This is a genomic window from Hymenobacter chitinivorans DSM 11115, from assembly GCF_002797555.1.
GTDB classification, from domain to species: domain Bacteria; phylum Bacteroidota; class Bacteroidia; order Cytophagales; family Hymenobacteraceae; genus Hymenobacter; species Hymenobacter chitinivorans.
In genome coordinates, this window is the sequence record NZ_PGFA01000001.1 from 2,272,675 (window position 1) to 2,292,434 (window position 19,760).

Consider the following 19,760-nt stretch of genomic DNA (forward strand, 5'->3'; position numbering starts at 1 on the left):
CCCTTTTTTCTTAGCGGTGTTGACCTCAACTAGTATGGCTTGGCGTCGTGGGCCGTAGCTTCGGCTTCGGCCACGGCTTCCGAGCCGCGGGCTTCGTTGTACTGGTTGCCGCCCTCGGCCGTTTTGCCGCCGCGGGCCTGCTCCAGGCCTTCAGCTAGGCGCCGGCCCCAGTCTGGGTCGCAGTTGGTGCAAAGCTCCACCATTTTGTCGCTCACGCGGCGGTCGGCATCGGCTAGGGCCCCGACCATGTTGTTGATCAAATCGTCCCGCTCCCAGTCTTCATGCAGGCGGTACCGCTCCCCGGCCTGCTTGAAGTTGTTTTGCCGGTCGATGGTCTGCTTCATCAAGCGGCCCTTGTACTCGGGCATGTGGTCGGGGGCGCTACGGGGCGCCTCTTTGAGGCCATTCAGGGAGCTGGGCTCGTAGTTGATGTGCAGGTTCTGATTCGGGGCCGAGTCGACGTGGTAGGTCATCTGGCCGTCGCGCTGGTTGGTGGCCACGTGTTTTTTGGGCGCGTTGATGGGCAGCTGCAGGTAGTTGGTGCCCACCCGGTAGCGCTGCGTATCCGAATACGAAAACGTGCGGCCCTGCAGCATCTTGTCGTCCGAGAAGTCCAGCCCATCCACGAGCACGCCGGTCCCGAAAGCCGACTGCTCGACCTCGGCGAAGTAGTTTTCGGGGTTGCGGTTGAGCGTCATCTTGCCCACGGGCAAATGCGGAAACTGGTCTTCGGGCCAGATCTTGGTGTCGTCGAGCGGGTCGAAGTCCAGCTCGGGGTGCTCGTCGTCGCTCATAATCTGCACGCGCAGCTCCCACTCCGGGAATTCTCCCTTGGCAATGTGCTCGAACAGGTCCTGGGTGGCGTGGTTGAAGTTTTTGGCCTGAATGGCCTCGGCTTCGTGGGCCGTCAGGTTTTTGATGCCCTGCAGCGGCTCCCAGTGGTATTTGACCAGCACGGCGTCGCCCTGGGCATTCACCCACTTATAGGTGTTCACGCCCGAGCCCTGCATCTGCCGGTAGTTGGCCGGAATGCCCCAGGGCGAGAACAGGAACGACACCATGTGCATGGCCTCGGGAGTGTTGCAGATAAAGTCGAAAATCCGCTCCCCGCTCTGCCGGTTGGTTACCGGGTCGGGCTTCTGGGAGTGAATCAAATCCGGGAACTTCATGGCGTCGCGGATGAAGAACACCTTCAGGTTGTTGCCCACCAAATCCCAGTTGCCGTCCTCGGTGTAGAACTTCACGGCGAAGCCGCGGGGGTCGCGCAGGGTTTCGGGCGAGTGGCCGCCGTGGCCCACGGTGCTGAAGCGCACGAAAACGGGCGTCTGTTTGCCTTTTTCCTGGAACAGCTTGGCCCGGGTGTACTTGGCAATGGGCTCGTCGCCGACCCGGCCGTAGGCTTCAAACACGCCGTGGGCGCCGGCGCCGCGGGCGTGCACCACCCGCTCGGGAATCCGCTCCCGGTCGAAATGGCTGATTTTTTCGATGAAGGCGTAGTTTTCCAGCGTGGCCGCGCCCCGGTTGCCCACGGTGCGGATGTTCTGGTTGTTAGTCAGCGGGTGGCCCTGCCGGGTGGTCAGGGTCTGGGCGTTTTCCCCCTCGGCCGTGCGCGAGTCGTGGGAAGTGCCGGCCCCGGTTACGGCCGTGCCCGTACCGTTGCCCGACACATCATGGCCGTTGGAGCCAGCCGCGCCGTTCTGGTTCTGTTCTTCGTTCTGTGTCATTGGTCTTGTGGGGTAGATTGGAAGTAGTAAAATACCAAAAAACCGGGAGAATGTTTTATAACATACTCAGGACCAATAGCTCATTCCAAAGACTGGCGTGGGTTTCACCCAGCCTTTTTACGGCCGTTTAGAGCCAGCCCGTAAGGCGGGCGTACTACTGCGGGCCGTCAATGGCGTTGAAAACAAGCAGGATAGAGCCAGGTTACCCGCCGGGGTGCCGCTTCCCGCCTGGCGCGGCCCCGACCGCGGCAGAACCAAATCTTACACTTTGGCCCGACTCGCTACCAGGGTGATGCACAAGCCCATGACGGCAATAATGGAGAACGAAATCTGCAGGTTGGCGGCCCCGGCTACCAACCCAATCAGCGGCGGCCCGATCAGAAAGCCTAGAAAGCCCACCGTGGATACGGCGGCCAGGGCCACGCCCGGCGACATCGTGGAGGCCTTGCCCGCCGCGCTGTAGACCAGCGGCACCACCGACGACACCCCGAAGCCCACCAGCAAAAAGCCCGCAATGGCCGTGGGCAGGGCCGGCAGCAGCACGGCCAGCAGCAGGCCCGCCGCCGTGAGCAGCCCACTGGCCTGCAACACGGCCCGCACCCCGTAACGGTGGGCAAACCAGTCGGCCACGAAGCGGCCCCCGGCCATGGTGCTCATAAAGGCCGTGTAGCCCACGCCCACCCAGGCTTTTTCGGCCAGCACCACTTTGCGAAAGTATATACCGCTCCAGTCGAACATGGCGCCCTCGCAGATCATGGAGCAGAAGGCAATCAGGCCCAGGCCGAGCAGGGCCTGGTCGGGCCGGGCAAAGATGGGCTGATTGGCCGCCGCGGCCCGGTCGTGGCGCAGCGTGTAGGGCCAGCAGGCCAGCAGGCCCACCAGAATACCGCCCCAGATCAGGGCAAAGTGCCCCAACGGCTCGATGCCGCGGGCATTCATAAAGTTACCAATGGCGGCGCCGGTAAAGCCGGCCAGGCTCCACAGCCCGTGGAAAGCGGCCATAATCGGGCGCTGGTACAAGGCCTCCACGCCCACGGCCTGGGTGTTGACCGAAATATTCATCAGGTTGCTGGTAACCCCGTACAGGAACAAACAGCCCACGAGCTGATACAGGTTCTGGGCCCAGCCGATGCTAACCAGGGTGGAGCTGTAGAGCACGGCCCCGACCAGGGCCATGCGGCGGCTGCCCTGAGTGGCTACCAGCCAGCCCGACAGCGGCAAGGATAGCATCAGGCCCACGGGCAAAGTAATCAGCACCAGGCCCAGCTCTGCTTCCGACAAACTCATCTTCTGCTGAATGCTCGGAATGCGGGAGGCCCAGCTGGCAAAACACAGGCCCTGCAGAAAAAACAGCGTGCTGACGGCCACGCGGTGGGCGGTAGCCGAAACTGTATTCTTAGAAAGCAATGAAAGCATAACGCCCTGATTTTAAATTTACTACTCGCACCCACTTACAGTCTTACCCCACTACCTGCGTCAGCTACCCGGCGGCTTTGCCGCCACAACTCCCCCCGCGCCAACGAGCCGGTAAAAACTACCGCGGCGCGGGCCCACAACAACCGCGCTAAATAGTTTACCCGGACGGAACGAATTCCCCACGGACGGGCTTTGTACGGCCACCTGCCGTTGGCAGTAGTAAGCCCAAAGCTGAAAGTAGCCGTGTGTATGAAAAGATTGTTACTGCTTAATAAGTCGAAAAACCACGAGCGGCTCAACCACAAAATCAAGACCACGCTGGCCGAGCAGTTAGCGTTGGTGGGCTCGTTGTCGACGGCCTGCCAGCAGCTGACCATGGCCCAGCTTACCGAGTGCCTGCCGCTACTGCTGACTTTCAGTCCCCGCGCAATAGAGGGTTGGCAGGATCAAGAGCACCACGGCGCGGCGCTCAGCCTGCGCTTTGCCGGTGGCTACCGGCTGCTGATAACCGTTTTCTGCCCGCCCCACGACGCTCAGGCCTGGTACCCCGACACGAAGATTTTTGTGTATCACTACGCGCAGCTCGTTACCTATCTGGCCTGTCACCACGGGCATTTGTGCGCGGCGTTGCACCGCAGCCTGCAGGTACTTAGCCAGAAGAGCGCCCAGGCCAAGCAGCTTCAGCCGTAATAAGCCCGGCTAATGGCCCCGGGCCAGCAGGGCAATGCCCACCACGATGCTGACCAGCCCCAGGGCCTGGGACCAGGACAAAGCCTCGCGCAGTACCACCAGCCCCAGCAGGGCCGTGAGCAGCACCGAGCCGCCCACGATGACCGGCGTCCCGACCGAAGACGACACGCCCCGGCTAAACACGACGAAGGTCAGAATCTCGGCCAGACCCACGCCCAGCCCGGCCAGGGCGGCCAGCAGCAAACCTTTGGTGGTAATGGGCAGCGGCTGGCCCTGCAGCTTGAGCTTGAGTAGCCACACGGCCCCCAAGCCAGCCGCCACGAGTTGCAGCACTACGGCCCCCACGGCCGCAGGCAGCTGGTCGGAAGCCAGCTTGATAAAAAAGTTGTAGAGCGCCAGGCAGAAAGCCGTCAGCAGCGCCAGCAGCAGCCAGGGCATCCTACTTGAGGCGCTCCAACAGCCCCTGCTGCAGCTGCTGCCAGTTCGGGTAATCGTCTTTGGCGGCCCACTGCTCCTGCAGCTCCGACTTGCGCACCACGGCTTCCACGGCCTCAATGGCCAGCTCGCGCAGGTCCTCACTTTCCGAAGCATCCAGCTTGACGATAACCGGAATCAGGTCGACGGGAAACTCCTGGGCCGGCTTGCCCAGAATGGCGGCCACAATTTCGGCCGCGGCCAGGGCTTCACTGGCCTCCGCGGCCTCCAGGGCGCCTTCTTCCTCGGCGGCGGTGGCCAAGGCCTCGTAAAGCACGGCCTCGGTGTGGTTGTCGCGGAAATCCTCGGCGAAGTCGGCCGCCGCGTCGTTGTCGAAGTTGTAGTAGCCCCAGGTGCCCATAAGGTGGTGTTGGTTTTTAGGAGTGTTGATACGTGAAAAAAGCAAAAGAGGCATCCGGTGTTACGTAATTTGCCCGGCTACCTTATTACACTACTACAGCGCAGGATGCCAGCCGATGACCAGGAAACGGATGTAGCCTACGGTCAAATTGAGCCGCCTGTGCGCCTGCTGGAGTTGCAGTCGGTCTTTCCGGCAGTCAAATCCGGGAATCCAGTCTTTACCAGAACGGAGAGTATCTGCTGCTCACCAACAATGCTGCTTCACGCCTCATCTGTGAAAAAACCGCCGTTGATACCCTGATCAGCGGTAATGCGGGCACGCCAAGAGCCCTACTTGACAGTTGCCAAAGTGCCTCCGCAGCCCTAGCCGACCATCGTATCAGACACCGCATCGAGCTGTACCACGACCAGGAAATGTACGCCTACCTGCACTACGACTGGCCGCGAGGTTTCGACTAGCCCGGCTTCAGAGCCCTTGTGTCTACTCCGCAGCGTCATCCAACGAATCAGCCGGGGCCGATACGCGCAAGGAATCGGGGGAGGTAGTGCTGCTCAGCTGCAGGTATTGCTGCACCATTTCGGTTTCCTGCTCGGACTTCTGCAACAGATGTATCATCCCGACCACATGGACGGCGCAGGGAATGAGCAGCAACGCGGGTAGAGCTTTCAGCCAGGGACTTACGCGTTGTACCGTCGTACTGGCGTACGCCCGCACTAGCACCAGCCCGGGCAGCCACAGCAGCAGCGTCACGACGGCGGCCAGGCAGGCCCCGACCCACAGCGCGGCGTAGGCAAAAAACTCCTCCATGGTAGGGCCCATTTGCTCCGGCCTGGCCTGGGGCAAGGCACTGAGCGGCGGGTAAATCGTCCAGCCGCCAATAGGCTGACTATAGGTCCACGGCGGCCGGGGCAGCACGCCGTGGCTGAGAGCAATACAAACGACCGATACAAGGGCCGCGCCGGTAGCCAGCAGCAGCAGGGTTTGGGGCCGGCGCATCTATTTGAATTTCTCCTTGAGAATCTCCAGCTCCACGGCCGGCGAAATCTTCTCGTAGAGCACGTGGTAGGCCGCCGAGGTAATGGGCATGTGCACGCCGAGCTTCTTGTTGAGCTCATGAATGCTCTTGACGGCGTAGTAGCCCTCGGCCACCATATTCATCTCCATCTGCGCCGACTTCACCGAGTAGCCTCTGCCAATCATGTTGCCGAAGGTGCGGTTGCGCGAAAACTGCGAGTAGGCCGTCACCAGCAAGTCCCCGAGGTAAGCCGAGGCCGACAGGTCCCGGGGCTGGGGGTTCATGGCGTGCACGAAGCGGCGCATTTCCTGCACCGCGTTGCTGACCAGCACCGCCTGAAAATTGTCGCCGTAGCCCAGCCCGTGGGCAATGCCGCAGGTCAGGGCAATGATGTTTTTCATGACGGCGAAGTACTCAATGCCGTCGAGGTCTTCCATGGGGTGGGCCTTCACGTAGCGGTTGCGCAGCAGGTGGCAGAAGTCCTCGGCCAGGGCCAGGCTGGGCGAGCCGATGGTCAGGTAGCTCTGCTTTTCCAGGGCCACCTCCTCGGCGTGGCACGGACCGGCCACCACCCCGATTCGGTCGTGGGGCAGCCGAAACCGCTCGGCCACGTAGTCGGTTACCAGCACGTTTTTGCTGGGCACCATGCCCTTGATGGCCGAAATAACGCGCTTGTTTTTGAGCATATCCCGGTCGAGCTTATCCAGGGAGCTTTGCACGAAGGCCGCCGGCACGGCCAGCACCAGCCAGTCGGCCTCTTCCACGGTTTCCTTGAGCTCGGTGGAGGGAAATATGCGGCTCAAATCGAAGGCCACCGACGAGAGGTAGCGCGGGTTGTGCCGGGTGCGCAGCAGGTGCTGCACGTCGTCCTTACTGCGCATCCACCAGCCCACGCGGGCCCCGTTTTCCGACAGGATTTTGGTAAGCGCGGTGGCCCAGGAGCCGCCGCCAATCATGGCTATTTTATCCACCGGGGATTGGGAATTTTAGGGGTCAGAGTGCCGAGTTTAGGCAAAAAAAATGAGAGGCCGGAAGCACTTGCTGCTCCCGACCTCCCAACTAGCCGAAAACGCGACTGTTAGCGTTTGGCACGCGACTGTTAGCGTTTGGCACGCGCCTGTTAGTGTTTGGCGCCGGCTGCGGCTTACTTGTCGCCCTCGGGCTCTTCCTTCAGGGCGGCCTTGTTGATGGTCTTGGCGTCTTTCACGACCACCGGTCCCCCATCCTTGAGGGTTTTGGCTACGGCCCGGAACGGCCCGCTCACCACCTCGTCGCCGGCCTGCAGACCGCTGCGGATTTCGATGTTGGCAAAGTCGCTGATGCCGGTCTTGACGGGCGTCAGCACCGACTTACCGTTGCGCACCACGAAGACGACCTCCTGAATTTCGGTTTTAGGCGCCGTCTTGGTACTCACCGCAACGGCCGCACCATTCTCCTCGGGCTTAGCCGCGGTGGTCAACGTACTGTCGGAGCGGGTCGTGACGGCGGCCAGCGGCACGCTCAGCACGTTGCTCTTACGGTCGGTAATTACATCCACGGAGGCCGTCATGCCGGGGCGGAACGGTACCACGGTGCGGCCCTGCACGGTGCGCACCAGGTGGCGATACGACTCGGGCAAGAGGCGGATGCGCACCTCAAACTCGGTGACGGCTTCGGCCGTCAGCGCGTCCTTGGCCGTGTTGGCAATGCTGGTCACGATGCCGCGGAACTTCTCGTCCTTGCTGGCGTAGCTATCCACTTCCACGTCGGCCGAGTCGCCGAGGTGCACGTTGATGATGTCGTTTTCATTCACGTTCACCCGCACCTCCATCGAGTTGAGGTTGGCAATGCGCATGATTTCGGTACCGGCCATCTGGGTCGTGCCCACTACCCGCTCGCCTTTTTCCACGTTGAGCTTGCTCACCGTGCCGCTCACCGGGGCGTAAATCGTGGTTTTGTTCAGGTTCTTGCGGGCTTCTTCCAGGCCGGCCTGGGCGCTGGCCACGTTGCTCTGGGCCGCCCGGATGCTCTGGCGGGCCGAATTGATTTCCTCCTGCGAGGCGTCGTAGGCGGCTTTGCTGGCCTCGTAATCGGCCTGCGAAATCACCTTTTGCTTGTAGAGGGAGGCGTTGCGGCGGTAGGTCAGCTCGGTTTGCTTGGCCGAGGCAATGAGCTGCTGCAGGCGGGCCTGGGTCTGGCCCACGTTGGCACGCTGGGTGTTCACCGTGGCCGACTGCATGTTCACGTTGGCCTGGTAGTTATCGGGGCGGATGCGCAGTAAGAGCTGGCCTTTCTTGACCGAGTCGCCCTCGGCCACATACAACTCAATGATTTCACCGGACACGTCGGGCGAGATTTTCACTTCGGTTTCGGGCTGAATCTTGCCCGAGGCACTGACTTTTTCCACGATGGTCTGGGGCGCGGCCTTGGCCGTCATCACCTCGGTGCCGGCCGGCTGCCCCACCCAGCCCTTCTTTTTCGCGACCACAAAGCCAACAATCATCACCAGGATGACAGCCAGTAAAATGTACAGTAAGCGGTTGTTTTTCATGTTCGATAGTATGGCGAATCGGGGGTACGTTGTGCGAAATGGCGGAAAGTTGGGGCAAAAAAAGGAAGAAGCCAGTAGCCCGGACTAAATATCCCGGCGACTGGCTTCTTTTAGTGGAAAAGTAGCTTAGAGTCTGATGCCACGGCCTTCGTAGAAATCCAGCACCTTGCGGCGGAAGATGAACTCGTACTTGGCCTGAATCATGCTCGACTCGGCCCCGTAGAGGTTGTTTTTGGCGATGTTGAAGTCCGTGCCGTTGAGCAGGCCGTTGTTGAAGCGGATTTCGGCGTTGCGGTAGGCCGTCGTCAGGGCTTCCGTCTGGCGCTTGGCGGCCGCGTAGCGGCGCTGGGCGGCAATGGCGTCGGCGTAGGCCTGCTGAATGGTTTGCCGCAGCTGCAGTCGGGTTTGCTCGGCGCGCAGCTCGTTCTGCTTCACCCCGATTTCGGAGCGCTGCACGTTGGTGCGCGCCTGCAGGCCGTTGAGGATGGGAATGGACAGGTTAAAGCTCAGCTGCTTGCCCAGGTTGTTCTTGACCTGGGAAGTAAAGCCCTCGGACAAGGTTTCGAAGCGGGGCTGCTTGATACCGGAAAATAGGCCCGGCACTACCTGGGCCCCGGTGGGCGTGAGCTGGTAGATAAAGCCCGAGGGCACGACGGTGGAGTCGCCGGTGAGCTTGCGCCCGATGCGGGCCGAGGAGTAGCCCGAGAAGATGCTGCCCCCGAAGGTGAGGCGGGGATAATAGGCACCGCGGGCCAGCTCCACCGTGCGCAGGGCGCTTTGCACCCGCAGGTCGGCGGCCTTTACTTCGGGCATGATACCCTGGGCCGTCTGGTAGGTGCCATCGGGGTCGGCCGTGAGCATCACCACGTCGTCGGGGTCGGGCAGGTTGGGCACCTCAATCTCGAAGCCGGTGGCCGAGGGCAGGTTCAGCAGCTGGGCCAGCTGCAGGCGGTAAAAAGCCACCTGGTTTTGGGCCGTAATAACGTTGAGTTCATCGGAGGCCAGCTGGGCCTGGCTGTCGAGTACGTTGCTTTCGGCCACGCTGCCGGCCTTGAGCAGCTTCTGGGCCCGGCTTACCTGCTGCTGGCTGGTGTTGACGCGCGCCTCATTGGCCCGCACAATTTCCTGGGCCAGCACCAGCTGCAGAAACGAGGAGGCCACGTTCAGGGCAATGTCGTTGCGCGACTTCTCGATGTCGCTCAGGCCGGCCTGGTAGTCGAGCTCGTTGCGCTTGATGGTGTTGCGCAGCTGAAAGCCCGAAAACAGCGTAACCTGGGAACTGAGCGAGAAGTTATTGGCCCGGGTGGTCTGGTTCTGAAACTGGAAAGTCAGCGGGTCGACGTTGGTGCCGTAGTTCCAGCTCTGGGAGGCCGCGGCGTTGGCCGTGGGCAGCAGGGCGGCCCGGCTCTGGCGCAGCACCACGTTGGTATTCTCGGTGGTCAGCTGCTGCTGGCGCACCGTGAGGTTGTTTTGCAGGGCCACGTCCACGGCCCGCTGCAGCGAGTAAGGGCCGCTGGGGGTTGCCGCGGGCACAGTGCCGGCCGGGGGCTGAACGGGAGCCGTGGTTTGGGCCGCGGCGGGCAGGCCCACGGCGCTCAGCAGCAGCGCCCCGACGCCCGCCGTGGCTAACTGGTGCAGAAACGGAGTACGAAGTGTTTTCATAGGGCAAAGGGCTGGCAAGAACCGGCGTGGCAAAGGTAATTATTCAATATTAGGAATATACGTTACGCGGTGGACCCAGCTGAGCTGGCGCAGGTACTCCAGAGTTATTTCCTTGATGCCCGAGTCCATTTCGATGAACTGCCGGGCCGCGTCGTTCTTGCCCTTGCGGCTCACGAACATGGTGGCAATGTTGCAGTCGTCATGGGCAATAACCGAGGCAATAAAGGCAATGGAGCCCGGCCGGTCGTCGGCATCCACGATGAGCGTGTGCAGGGACGCCGAGAAGTCGGACGGGAAGCCGTCGACTTCCACGATGCGGATGACGCCCCCACCCCGGCTCTGGCCGATAACTTCCACGCTGTGGCCCGTGCGCTCGTCGCGCAGCTGCAGCCGGATGGTGTTGGGGTGCATCGTGGAGGCGTTGCCCACGCTCTGAAAGGTGTACTGCAGGCCGGCTTCCCGGGCGTGCTCGAAGGCCTCGCGGATGCGCTTGTCGTCGGTGGCCATGCCCAGCAGGCCGGCCACGATGGCGCGGTCGGAGCCGTGGCCCTCGTAGGTGCGGGCAAAGGAATTGTAAAACGTAATGGTGGCATGCGTGGGCAAGGAGCCCAGGATGCGGATGGCGGCGCCGGCAATGCGGACCACGCCGGCCGTGTGCGAACTGCTGGGCCCGATCATCACGGGTCCGATCATATCAAAAATGCTGCTCTTTTCGGCCATAAGTGGGCTAAAAGTAGGTGATTTGGCCGGGAAACCAACCAAAATCGTCGGGTTTGCGTAGGGGGTGCGCCCCGCGCCAAACGGTCCCGCCCGAGTAGATGGGCATCGGGGCCCAAGGGTTGCCCGCGGCTGGCAGATTCGGCGGCTTTTTTGTTCCTTGTGCCGCCGTTCCCACCCAGACGGCTTTCTTCTCCCGCCTCCAACCACCCTAAATCAATGTCTTTGCCACAGGACGAATTCTCGCCCGCCGTGCTCGAGCAGCTGCGCCGTTTGCAGCAGAAGTACGCCGCCGACGGTCAGGATCTGGCAGGCTACCTCGAGGGCCTGTACTACGCCGACTACGTCAACTACTGGGACTATATCGAGCTCGATACGCTGCTTTCGCTGCAGCGGCCCCTGACCCAGATTCCCGACGAGCGAATCTTTATTATGTACCACCAGATTACGGAGCTCTACTTCAAGCTCTGCCTCTGCGAGTACGAGCAGATCGGGCTCCTGCAGCAGCCCACCGTGGGCGAGCTGGTCTTGCGCCTGGGCCGCATCAACCGCTACTTCGAGAACCTGATTGACTCCTTCGACGTGATGGTCGACGGCATGGACAAAAACCAGTTTTTGCAGTTTCGCATGGCCCTGATGCCCGCCTCGGGCTTTCAGAGCGTGCAGTACCGCATGATTGAAATTGCCTCCACCTCGCTCGACAACCTTTTAAACAAAGAGAAGCGTCGCCTGCTGGGCGAGGCCGCCGCCCACGACGAGCTAATGGGCTGCATCTACTGGAAAGCCGGGGCCACCATCGAAGAAACCGGCGCCAAAGCCCTGACACTTATTCAGTTCGAAGAAAAATACACCCAGCAGCTCAGCCAGCACGCGGCCCACTACCAGGACCGCAACGTGTGGACCGTGGTGCAGCGCCTGAGCCCGGAAGACCAGCAGCACCCGCGCCTGCTACGCCAGCTCAAGCTGCTCGACACGAACGTCAACGTCAACTGGCCCCTGATGCACTTTAAGTCGGCGGTGCGCTACCTGGAGCGCGACCCCACGGCCCTGGCCGCCACGGGGGGCACCAACTGGAAGAAGTACCTGCCTCCCAAGTTCCAGAAGCGCATCTTCTACCCCCAGCTCTGGACCAGTCAGGAGCTGGAAGACTGGGGCAAAAACTGGGTGGAAAGCATTCTGGAAGAAGCCCGCTCGTAATTTGACTCACTAATCTAGCCCCCGGCTTCTACGGTCGGGGGCTTTTTTTTGGTGCTGCACGCAATTGCCCGGCGGGCTAGTCGCGCGGCTTGGTTAACGGCAACTTACCGATGCGCTGGACGCTTTATGTATTGCTTGGGCTAAGCAGCGCCTGTCAGCCGACGGAGTTTCGCGCCTGCCCGAACCTGCAGACGGACCCGACCAAGCAGCTGTATCAGGACGTTGTGACCGAGCTGATTGAACACGGCTTAGACCACGCGTATTTACCGGAGCAGCAGCAACAGGTGCTCTGGCAGCACTTGGCGACGGTAGACCACCCGGTGCCGACGGCCACCGATACGGCCTGGCATCAGGAGCAGGAAGCCCGCTTCCAGAACCAGCTTTTCCAGGACACGGCCCACTTTCAGACCTTTTACCTGAATACGACCTACGAAAAGGGACCCGTGCTGGCCGATCTGCCGGCTCAGCTCTCCACCCTACCGCCTAGTTCCAGGGTGGCCGGGTTGCTGCGCTCTTTTGCGGCTCTGTCCCAACAAGCCGTGGCCGATAGTTTGCGGCACTTACAACGCCGTCTGCAGGCCGCGGACTTTCAACTCTGCACGGCGACCCTGCGGGCGGCGGAACCAGCTCCAGCTTTTGGGCACTCACCGGGCAGAGGCACGTTGAGCTTATCCAAGGTCGTATTCAACGCCCGCCGCGACCAGGCGCTCCTGGCGTATGGGTGGACGTGTGGACCGCGGTGCGGGTTTGGGGAAGTGCTCTGGGTTGAAAAAACCAAGGGCCGCTGGCGCATCAGGCAGGCCGAAATGACCTGGATTTCCTAGCTTGAGCAGTAAGCATCCGCTACTGGCCGCTTGAGCTTCAGAAGTTCAATTCACGGAAGTTTTCTTACACTCCCGGAGCTTGTTTGCCTTGCCAATAAGCCAGCCGAAGCGGCTGATTCCTTGGTTCCGGGCGCAGGTGGCGCTTTGTAGCTACCGGCCGGAACGAGCTTGGGCTGCCCGCAAGCATCTTGTAGAGCCGGAAAACGTAGTAGGCGGATATTCTCCTTCTGCTGACGCGCTTGTTATGCCCAAAACGATACTCTTGCTGCTGCTCCTGTGCCTGGGTGCCGGCCCCCTCAGCTGGGCCCAGCGCGACGCCGAGCAGCCTCGCTACGCCGGGCGGCCCCAAACGGCGGCCCAGCGCCAGGCCGACCAGGAGTTTGTAACCCAGGCCCTGCAGCAGTACAAAACCCGGGCGGCGGCCTCCGAAACCTACGTGGACGAGGGCTGGACGGCATTTTACCAGGAAAAATACTCCCAGGCCCTGCAAAGCTACAACCGGGCCTGGCTGCTCGACTCGGCCAGCGCCAACGTCTTTTACGGCTTCAGCGCCTACCTGACCAAGCGTGGCACCCCGGCCGCCGCGGCGCGGTACTTTGCCCTGGCCCAGCAGCGCGACCCGCAGCGCCTTGGGGCCCGCACCTACTACGTACGTCTGGCCGACCTGCAGGAAAAGCTCGGCGACCGGGCCGGCGTGCTGGACTCCTACCAGGAAATTATCAAACTGGACCCGGGCAACGCCACGGCCTACCGCGTGCTGGGCACCACCTACGCCGCCATGCAGGACAGCGCCCGGGCACGCCAGCACTTGCGGAAAGCTTTGAGTCTGAACCCGGCCGACTCGGCTACCTACTTCGGGCTGGGGCAGCTGGCCTACGCCCGTCAGGACTACGCCCGGGCCGTGGCCACCTACAGCCAGGCGCTGCGCCTGAACCCGCGCTACCTCGATGCCTACGCTGCCCGGGGCCTGGCCTACGAGCAGCAGGGCCAGCTGCCCCAGGCCGTGGCCGATTACAGCAAGTGCCTGGAAATGGCGGAATTCGTGGATAAAGGCCAGTTTTACCGCATGCTGGGCGTGGTGCAGATCAAGCTGGAAGACCCCAGCGCCTGCGAGTCGCTGCGCCAGGCCCTGCGCTGGGGCGACGCGGCCGTGGGCGAAAAGGAGCTCAAGCGTATCCTGAAGGAGCACTGCCGCTAAGCCCAGCGGTGGCGGGCAGTTCCGCAACCCCGGCCCGGCGGCCTAGCGTATGCCTTCCGGAACCGCCTTTCCCTCGGCCTGCACTATGGACGCCACCGACCGCAAAATCATTGATACTTCCCTGGAGCAGTTGCGCACCCTGCACCAGAACATTAGCCCGCTCTGGCCCGCCGATACTCTGGCCGCCTTTTACTACGAGGTACTCAGCGGCAGCATGGCCCGCTACGGCCCCGAGGTAGCCCAGGCCATCAGCGCCATTCTGAGCGAGAAATTTGACAACGCCAGCAAGGCCCACGCCAGCCTGGGGCAGCTGGGCATGAACGGTCAGGCAGATTCAGGCACTACTTCCCCAACCTGATTCGGGTAGGTGCTACCGGGTGGCACGCCGTAATTAGTGGGGCCCGGCGCCTGAGGCAATAGGTTATTTCGACCGGGGGGCGTTTCTTCGGGGTATTATTACGCCCTTCTCCCCGATACCTATGCCCCGTTTATTGAGCTATATCTTCCTGCTACTGTCGGGGTTTGCGGGCATGGCCCAGAACAAACCCGGCCCTTTGGTTTCAGTGGAGGATGTGAAATATAAGGATGGCAGCACGGTACTAGTAGCTACAAACCGGGGATTTGCGCCCTGTACTATCTTTCTGGAAGCCGAGTTGCTGCACATGACCAGCGACGTAGCCCTGCCCGCTAAAATAGTGGTGTTTCCTTCCCCCAAGCCGCAGGTTATTGCGCACTTCACCCCGCAAGAGCAGTACCTGACCCGCACGTATACTTACTGGTACGGGGCACAGTTGGGCATTTGCAACGGCAAGAAGCCGGACACCACCTTCATTTATCGGTTGCCTTTACCAACGGGCACGACCAGCACCATTCTGCAAGCCAGGACCGTCGACTCCACCTACAGTAAGCCTTGGAGTCATGCGGTTATATTCAGGCTGCCCGAAAATACCCCCGTGTGCGCGGCCCGGGCCGGAGTTGTAACCGATGTGCGCCAGGATTCCGATAAATCTGGGGGCCGGGGCCGCCGGTATGATGCCAATATGATAGTGGTATTTCACGACGACGGGACCTACGCCGTTTACACGCACTTTCGGCAGAACGGTGCGGCCGTGCAGGCCGGGCAGCGCGTCAACGAGGGCGACGTACTCGGCTTTTCCGGTAACACCGGTTGGGTAAAAGAGCCCTGCTTAGGGTTTAACGTGCAATACAGCGCCGAGCCTGACCCGCGGATGGTGCCAACCTTGTTTCAAACGACGACAAGCCCCGGCCTCTACCTGAAAACGGGCCAGACGGTCACTACGCCCTAACCCACTCCGGCTTCCATGCGGCCCGCTTTCTGGGTGTCGGGCATGCGCCAGTACACCAGCAACGACAGGGCGGCGCAGAAGGTCACGTACCAGTAAAACCAGGTTTCGACGCCCCACTGCTTGGCCTGCAGGGCCACGTACTCGGCCGAGCCGCCGAAGATGGCCACCGTCAGGGCGTAGGGCAAGCCCACGCCCAGGGCCCGGATGGCCGTCGGGAACAACTCGGCCTTCACCACGGCATTAATCGAAGTGTAGCCGCTCATCATCAGCATGGCCACGGCCAGCAGCCCCAGGGCGGCCCACTCCGAGGGGGCCCGGCCCAGCAGGGTGAGCAGCGGCACGGTACCCAGCGTGGCCCCGACGCCGAAAAACAGCAGCACCGGCCGCCGCCCCACCCGATCCGACAAGGCCCCGAACAAGGGCTGCAGCACCAGGGCAATGGCCAGCGTGACGAAGGAAATCCAGGAAGCCTGGGCCTTGCTGAAACCGGCCGTATTGACCAGAAATTTCTGGGCGTAGGTCGTAAAGGTGTAAAACACGATGGTACCGCCCAGGGTGAGGCCCACCACGGTCAGGATTTCCTTGGGGTAGCGCAGCAGCAGCGCCAGCTTACCCGGCTCCTGCTGGGTGGGGGCCGTTTGCTCCTGCTTCACGAACGAGTCGGTTTCGTCCATGTGCCGCCGCAGATACAACGCTACCAGCGCCGCCGCGGCCCCGATGACGAACGGCACCCGCCAGCCCCAGGTGTACATCTGCGCCTCGCTCAGGCTCCGCTGCAACACCAGCTGGACCGATAAGGCCAGCAGCTGCCCGCCCAGCAAGGTCACGTACTGGAAGCTGGAGAAAAAGCCCCGGTTCCGGGCGTCGGCCATTTCGCTCAGGTAGGTGGCCGAGGTGCCGTACTCGCCACCCACGCTCAGGCCCTGCAGCAGGCGGGCCAGCACGAGCAGCACCGGCGCGGCCACCCCAATCTGCCCGTAGCCCGGCGTGAGGGCAATCAGCAACGAGCCCCCGCACATAAGCAGCACCGACACCACCAGGGCCGCTTTGCGGCCGTGCCGGTCGGCGTAGGTGCCCATGAGCCAGCCGCCCAAAGGCCGCATCAGAAAGCCCACGGCAAAGACGGCGGCCGAGTTGAGCAACTGGGCCGTCAGGTTGCCTTGGGGAAAAAACGCCGGGGCGAAATACAGGGAAAAAGCCGAGTACACGTACCAATCGTACCACTCCACCAAATTGCCAATGGAGCCGCTGACGATGGATTTGATGCGGGAAGCCATGCTACGCGCGGGCGGCGCACCGGGAAGGAAAGCAGACATAGAAAGCGGAAATTCAGCCGGGCCAACCGGGCAAAAACGACCGGTGGCAGCCGCCAAGGTAGCGGGCCCGGTCCAAACTCCTACCTTTGCCGGCGTTGTTCTTGGTTTGATTTCAATCAGACGGCCGCAAGGTTTCCGGGTAATACCGGAATTAATAGGGAACCGGGTGCGAATCCCGGACAGACGCGCTACTGTAAGTACCGAGTTGGTTTTCACCCCCAAATCCCGCCCATTGAGCCGGCCTGCGGGCCCGCTTGAGAAGGGCCGTGAAAACTGGTATAAGTCAGGAGACCTGCCTTGCGCCGCGTGGATAAGACGGCCCTCGCGCTATGGGGCTCTTGTTGGGTGCTGAAGGAATTCGGGCGGTGGGCCGGGCCGTTTTGCTGCGCCCGCCGGCGCCGGGTTCCGGCTTTTTCTCGACGGGGCTTGTTGGCGGGTGGGCGGTTTGAAACCAGCCGCAGGACGTTTCTTTCCCTCTTTTTCCCAGTTCCATGCTCACGCTCGACGAGAAAATTGCCCGCGCCGAAACGCGTATTTTCAAAGCGGTATTTCCCAACACCACCAACCACTACGATACGCTCTTCGGCGGGGCCACCCTGCACATGATGGATGAAGTGGCCTTTATCTGCGCCACCCGCTTTTCCCGCCTCAAGATGGTCACCGTGTCCTCCGACAAGGTCGACTTTACCCACCCCATTCCCGGTGGCACGTTGGTGGAGCTCATCGGCAACGTGGTGCGCGTGGGCAACACCAGCCTGCAGGTGCGCGTGGACCTGTTCGTGGAGCAGATGTACTCCGAGGAGCGCACCAAAGCCGTAACCGGCACGTTCACCTTCGTGGCCATCGACAACGAAAAGCGCCCGGTCCGCATCCTGTCCGAGGCCGCTACGACGGAGTAGGCTACCCCACCGCCTGTCCTCCTGAGCTTTTGCGCAGGACCTTCCTCACCTACCCCACGGCAGGCAGTACCAACGTGACAAAATCCCTTTGCCATCCACTGGTAGAGGGATTTTTGCATTTACCGGGGTTGGGCAGGACGTGAAGGAAGGTCCCGCGCTTTGCGGACGTCAGATGAAGGAGGACAGCCGAATTAAACGCCGGGTTTATCTGTTTTCCCTGGGTATCTTTGCAGTCCAAAAACACCTTTTGCTTAGGTCTAAAGGCTAAACACCTTTCACCCCTTATGTCCGAAAAACAAGAAATTGAGGCCCTGCTTCCCCCGGAAGTGGCCTACGACGAGTACGCGCGCTACCGCGCCCTGCTAGCCGCCGCCGGCCTGCAGCCCGGCCAGGCCGACTTCGTGCACCTGCGCAAGCGCAGCATCGACGCCCGCGGCCGGCAGCCCCTGGTGCGCCTGCGGGCCGACATCTGGCGCTCAGCTCCGCCCACGGACTTGTTCGGCCCCTGGTTTCAGTACCCCGATATCAGCCGGGCGCGCCGCTCGGTGCTGATTGTGGGCGCGGGTCCGGCCGGCTTGTTTGCCGCCCTGCGGGCCATTGAGCTGGGTATCCGACCCATCGTACTGGAGCGGGGCAAGGACGTGCGCACCCGCCGCCGCGACCTGGCGGCCCTCAACAAGGAGCACGTCGTGAATCCCGACTCCAACTACTGCTTCGGCGAAGGCGGGGCCGGCACGTATTCCGACGGCAAGCTCTACACCCGCTCTACCAAGCGCGGCGACATTCAGCGCATCCTCAAGCTGCTCGTGCAGCACGGGGCCACGCCCGAAATCATGGTCGACGCCCACCCCCACATCGGTACCAACAAGCTGCCCGGCGTGGTGGCGGCCCTGCGCGAATCCATCCGGCAGGCCGGCGGCGAAGTGCGCTTCGACACCCGCGTCACGGACCTGATTCTGGCCGGCACTCACCTGCGCGGCGTAGTGACGGCCGCCGGCGAGGCCCTGGAAGCCGACGCCGTGATTCTGGCCACCGGCCACTCGGCCCGGGATATTTACGAGCTGCTGCACCGCCGCGGGGTCCGCATCGAGGCCAAGCCCTTTGCGCTGGGCGTGCGTGTGGAGCACCAGCAGGAGCTTATCGACCAGGCCCAGTACCGCCGCGCCGACCGGGGTCCGCTGCCAGCGGCATCCTACTCCTTGGTGCACCAAACTCAGTGGCAGGGCCAGCAGCGGGGCGTGTTTTCGTTTTGCATGTGCCCCGGCGGCTTTATCGTGCCCGCTGCCACCGCGCCCGGCGAAGTAGTGGTGAACGGCATGAGCCCCAGCCGCCGCGACTCCCGCTTCGCCAACTCCGGCATCGTGACGGCCATTGAGCTCGAAGACATGGACCTGCAGCGCTACGGCGCCCTGGCTGGCCTGCAGCTGCAGCAGCAAATCGAGCAGCGGGCCTGCCAGCTGGCCGGCAACACCCAGCTGGCCCCGGCCCAGCGCCTGGGCGACTTTCTCAAGGGCAAAGTCTCGGCCGAGCTGCTCGACACCTCCTACCAGCCCGGCCTGGTCTCGGTCAATATGGAGCAGGTGCTGGGCCAAGGCCTGACGGCGCGGCTGCGGCAGGGCTTCGAGAACTTTGGCCGCAAGATTCCGGGCTACGCCACCAACGCGGCCCAAATCGTGGGCGTGGAAAGCCGCACCTCGGCCCCGGTGCGCATCCCCCGCGACCCGGCCACGCTGCAGCACCCCGAAACCACGGGCCTGTTTCCCTGCGGAGAAGGAGCCGGCTACGCGGGCGGCATCGTATCGGCGGCCATGGATGGGGAGCGGTGCGCCGAAGCCGTAGCGGCCCTGGTTCGTGGGTAGGTGATTGGTGATTGATAATTGATAATTGTTGATTGTTGATTGTTGAAAGTCGGCGGGGCTTTTTCGCGGTTGATTTTTGATTCTTCGCGGCTGAAATGCGTTTAAGTCACTAACCTGCTTTCCCTCACCCGCCGCAGGTATTCGTTAACCAAGCTCCGGCCGACCGGTTAACGAACAGCACTCAACAACCGACAATCAACTCCCCAGATGAAAAAGACCCTTGTTCTCGGCGCCAGCGACAACCCCTCCCGATACTCCTACCGCGCCGTGCACCAGCTCCAGCGCCACGGCCACGAGGTTGTGCCCGTGGGCATCCGCAAAGGCCAGGTGGCTGGCCTCGACATTCACACCGACCGGCCCACGGGCGAAGATATCGACACCGTAACGCTGTACGTGGGCCCGCAAAACCAGCCCGCTTGGTACGACTACATCCTGGATTTGAAGCCCAAGCGCATCATCTTCAACCCCGGCACCGAAAACGAGGAGCTGGAACGTATGGCCCAGGAACGCGGCATCCGCACCGAAGAAGCCTGCACCCTGGTGATGCTGTCGGTGGGCAATTACTAGCTGG

19 protein-coding genes and 1 riboswitch are annotated in these 19,760 nt (G+C 62.2%); of the genes, 9 read left to right on the forward strand and 10 right to left on the reverse strand.

Features of this window, described 5'->3' with window-relative positions; translation table 11 throughout:
* Window positions 1-29: 29 nt before the first annotated feature.
* The gene (locus CLV45_RS09615) at window positions 30-1,724 is read right to left on the reverse strand and encodes a catalase (RefSeq protein ID WP_100336139.1); all 1,695 of its coding nucleotides are present in this window, start codon (window positions 1,722-1,724) and stop codon (window positions 30-32) included.
* Between the two features lie 261 nt (window positions 1,725-1,985).
* Complete coding sequence (locus CLV45_RS09620; RefSeq protein ID WP_100336140.1) at window positions 1,986-3,140, reverse strand: MFS transporter; 1,155 nt, start codon at window positions 3,138-3,140, stop codon at window positions 1,986-1,988.
* A gap of 249 nt (window positions 3,141-3,389) precedes the next feature.
* Between CLV45_RS09620 and CLV45_RS09625 the strand changes: the two genes are divergently transcribed.
* On the forward strand, window positions 3,390-3,830 hold the full coding sequence (locus CLV45_RS09625; RefSeq protein WP_157807397.1) for a hypothetical protein: 441 nt from the start codon (window positions 3,390-3,392) through the stop codon (window positions 3,828-3,830).
* 9 nt (window positions 3,831-3,839) lie between these two features.
* Here CLV45_RS09625 and CLV45_RS09630 read toward each other — a convergent pair whose 3' ends face one another.
* From CLV45_RS09630 to sdaAB, 7 genes are all read right to left on the reverse strand, one after another.
* Window positions 3,840-4,268, reverse strand: coding sequence for an EamA family transporter (locus CLV45_RS09630; protein ID WP_100336142.1), 429 nt, complete (start codon window positions 4,266-4,268; stop codon window positions 3,840-3,842).
* A 1-nt stretch (window position 4,269) separates the two neighbouring features.
* The gene (locus CLV45_RS09635) at window positions 4,270-4,710 is read right to left on the reverse strand and encodes a DUF4259 domain-containing protein (RefSeq protein ID WP_157807398.1); all 441 of its coding nucleotides are present in this window, start codon (window positions 4,708-4,710) and stop codon (window positions 4,270-4,272) included.
* A gap of 435 nt (window positions 4,711-5,145) precedes the next feature.
* Window positions 5,146-5,661, reverse strand: a complete 516-nt coding sequence (locus CLV45_RS09640; RefSeq protein WP_100336144.1) for a hypothetical protein — start codon at window positions 5,659-5,661, stop codon at window positions 5,146-5,148.
* Window positions 5,662-6,651: an NAD(P)H-dependent glycerol-3-phosphate dehydrogenase gene (locus CLV45_RS09645; RefSeq protein ID WP_245882813.1), complete on the reverse strand. Its 990-nt coding sequence runs from the start codon at window positions 6,649-6,651 to the stop codon at window positions 5,662-5,664. It abuts the gene before it with no gap.
* A 173-nt stretch (window positions 6,652-6,824) separates the two neighbouring features.
* Window positions 6,825-8,210, reverse strand: coding sequence for an efflux RND transporter periplasmic adaptor subunit (locus tag CLV45_RS09650; protein WP_100336146.1), 1,386 nt, complete (start codon window positions 8,208-8,210; stop codon window positions 6,825-6,827).
* Window positions 8,211-8,336: 126 nt separating this feature from the next.
* Window positions 8,337-9,872, reverse strand: coding sequence for a TolC family protein (locus CLV45_RS09655; protein ID WP_100336147.1), 1,536 nt, complete (start codon window positions 9,870-9,872; stop codon window positions 8,337-8,339).
* Window positions 9,873-9,911: 39 nt separating this feature from the next.
* Complete coding sequence (sdaAB, locus tag CLV45_RS09660; protein ID WP_100336148.1) at window positions 9,912-10,592, reverse strand: L-serine ammonia-lyase, iron-sulfur-dependent subunit beta; 681 nt, start codon at window positions 10,590-10,592, stop codon at window positions 9,912-9,914.
* Between the two features lie 216 nt (window positions 10,593-10,808).
* On the opposite strand from sdaAB, the gene CLV45_RS09665 reads away from it, so the two are divergent.
* From CLV45_RS09665 to CLV45_RS09685, 5 genes are all read left to right on the forward strand, one after another.
* Window positions 10,809-11,786, forward strand: coding sequence for a tryptophan 2,3-dioxygenase family protein (locus tag CLV45_RS09665; RefSeq protein WP_100336149.1), 978 nt, complete (start codon window positions 10,809-10,811; stop codon window positions 11,784-11,786).
* A gap of 110 nt (window positions 11,787-11,896) precedes the next feature.
* Window positions 11,897-12,610 (forward strand): hypothetical protein, encoded by a 714-nt coding sequence (locus tag CLV45_RS09670; RefSeq protein WP_100336150.1) that lies wholly within the window; start codon window positions 11,897-11,899, stop codon window positions 12,608-12,610.
* 244 nt (window positions 12,611-12,854) lie between these two features.
* Complete coding sequence (locus tag CLV45_RS09675; RefSeq protein ID WP_100336151.1) at window positions 12,855-13,808, forward strand: tetratricopeptide repeat protein; 954 nt, start codon at window positions 12,855-12,857, stop codon at window positions 13,806-13,808.
* Window positions 13,809-13,857: 49 nt separating this feature from the next.
* On the forward strand, window positions 13,858-14,166 hold the full coding sequence (locus tag CLV45_RS09680) for a hypothetical protein (protein ID WP_157807399.1): 309 nt from the start codon (window positions 13,858-13,860) through the stop codon (window positions 14,164-14,166).
* A 121-nt stretch (window positions 14,167-14,287) separates the two neighbouring features.
* Window positions 14,288-15,115, forward strand: a complete 828-nt coding sequence (locus CLV45_RS09685) for a M23 family metallopeptidase (protein ID WP_100336153.1) — start codon at window positions 14,288-14,290, stop codon at window positions 15,113-15,115.
* On the opposite strand, the gene CLV45_RS09690 is transcribed toward CLV45_RS09685, so the two are convergent.
* Window positions 15,112-16,431 carry an MFS transporter gene (locus CLV45_RS09690; RefSeq protein WP_100336154.1) on the reverse strand — a complete coding sequence of 440 codons (1,320 nt, stop codon included), beginning with the start codon at window positions 16,429-16,431 and terminating at the stop codon, window positions 15,112-15,114. The two genes, CLV45_RS09685 and CLV45_RS09690, sit on opposite strands and share 4 nt — an antisense overlap.
* A gap of 112 nt (window positions 16,432-16,543) precedes the next feature.
* Window positions 16,544-16,745, forward strand: a riboswitch (cobalamin riboswitch).
* A 177-nt stretch (window positions 16,746-16,922) separates the two neighbouring features.
* On the opposite strand from CLV45_RS09690, the gene CLV45_RS09695 reads away from it, so the two are divergent.
* From CLV45_RS09695 to CLV45_RS09705, 3 genes are all read left to right on the forward strand, one after another.
* A complete protein-coding gene (locus tag CLV45_RS09695; protein ID WP_100336155.1) occupies window positions 16,923-17,330 on the forward strand; it encodes an acyl-CoA thioesterase in 408 nt (135 codons plus the stop codon).
* 284 nt (window positions 17,331-17,614) lie between these two features.
* Window positions 17,615-19,189, forward strand: coding sequence for an NAD(P)/FAD-dependent oxidoreductase (locus CLV45_RS09700; RefSeq protein ID WP_100336156.1), 1,575 nt, complete (start codon window positions 17,615-17,617; stop codon window positions 19,187-19,189).
* 207 nt (window positions 19,190-19,396) lie between these two features.
* Window positions 19,397-19,756, forward strand: a complete 360-nt coding sequence (locus CLV45_RS09705; protein ID WP_100336157.1) for a CoA-binding protein — start codon at window positions 19,397-19,399, stop codon at window positions 19,754-19,756.
* Window positions 19,757-19,760 lie beyond the last annotated feature (4 nt).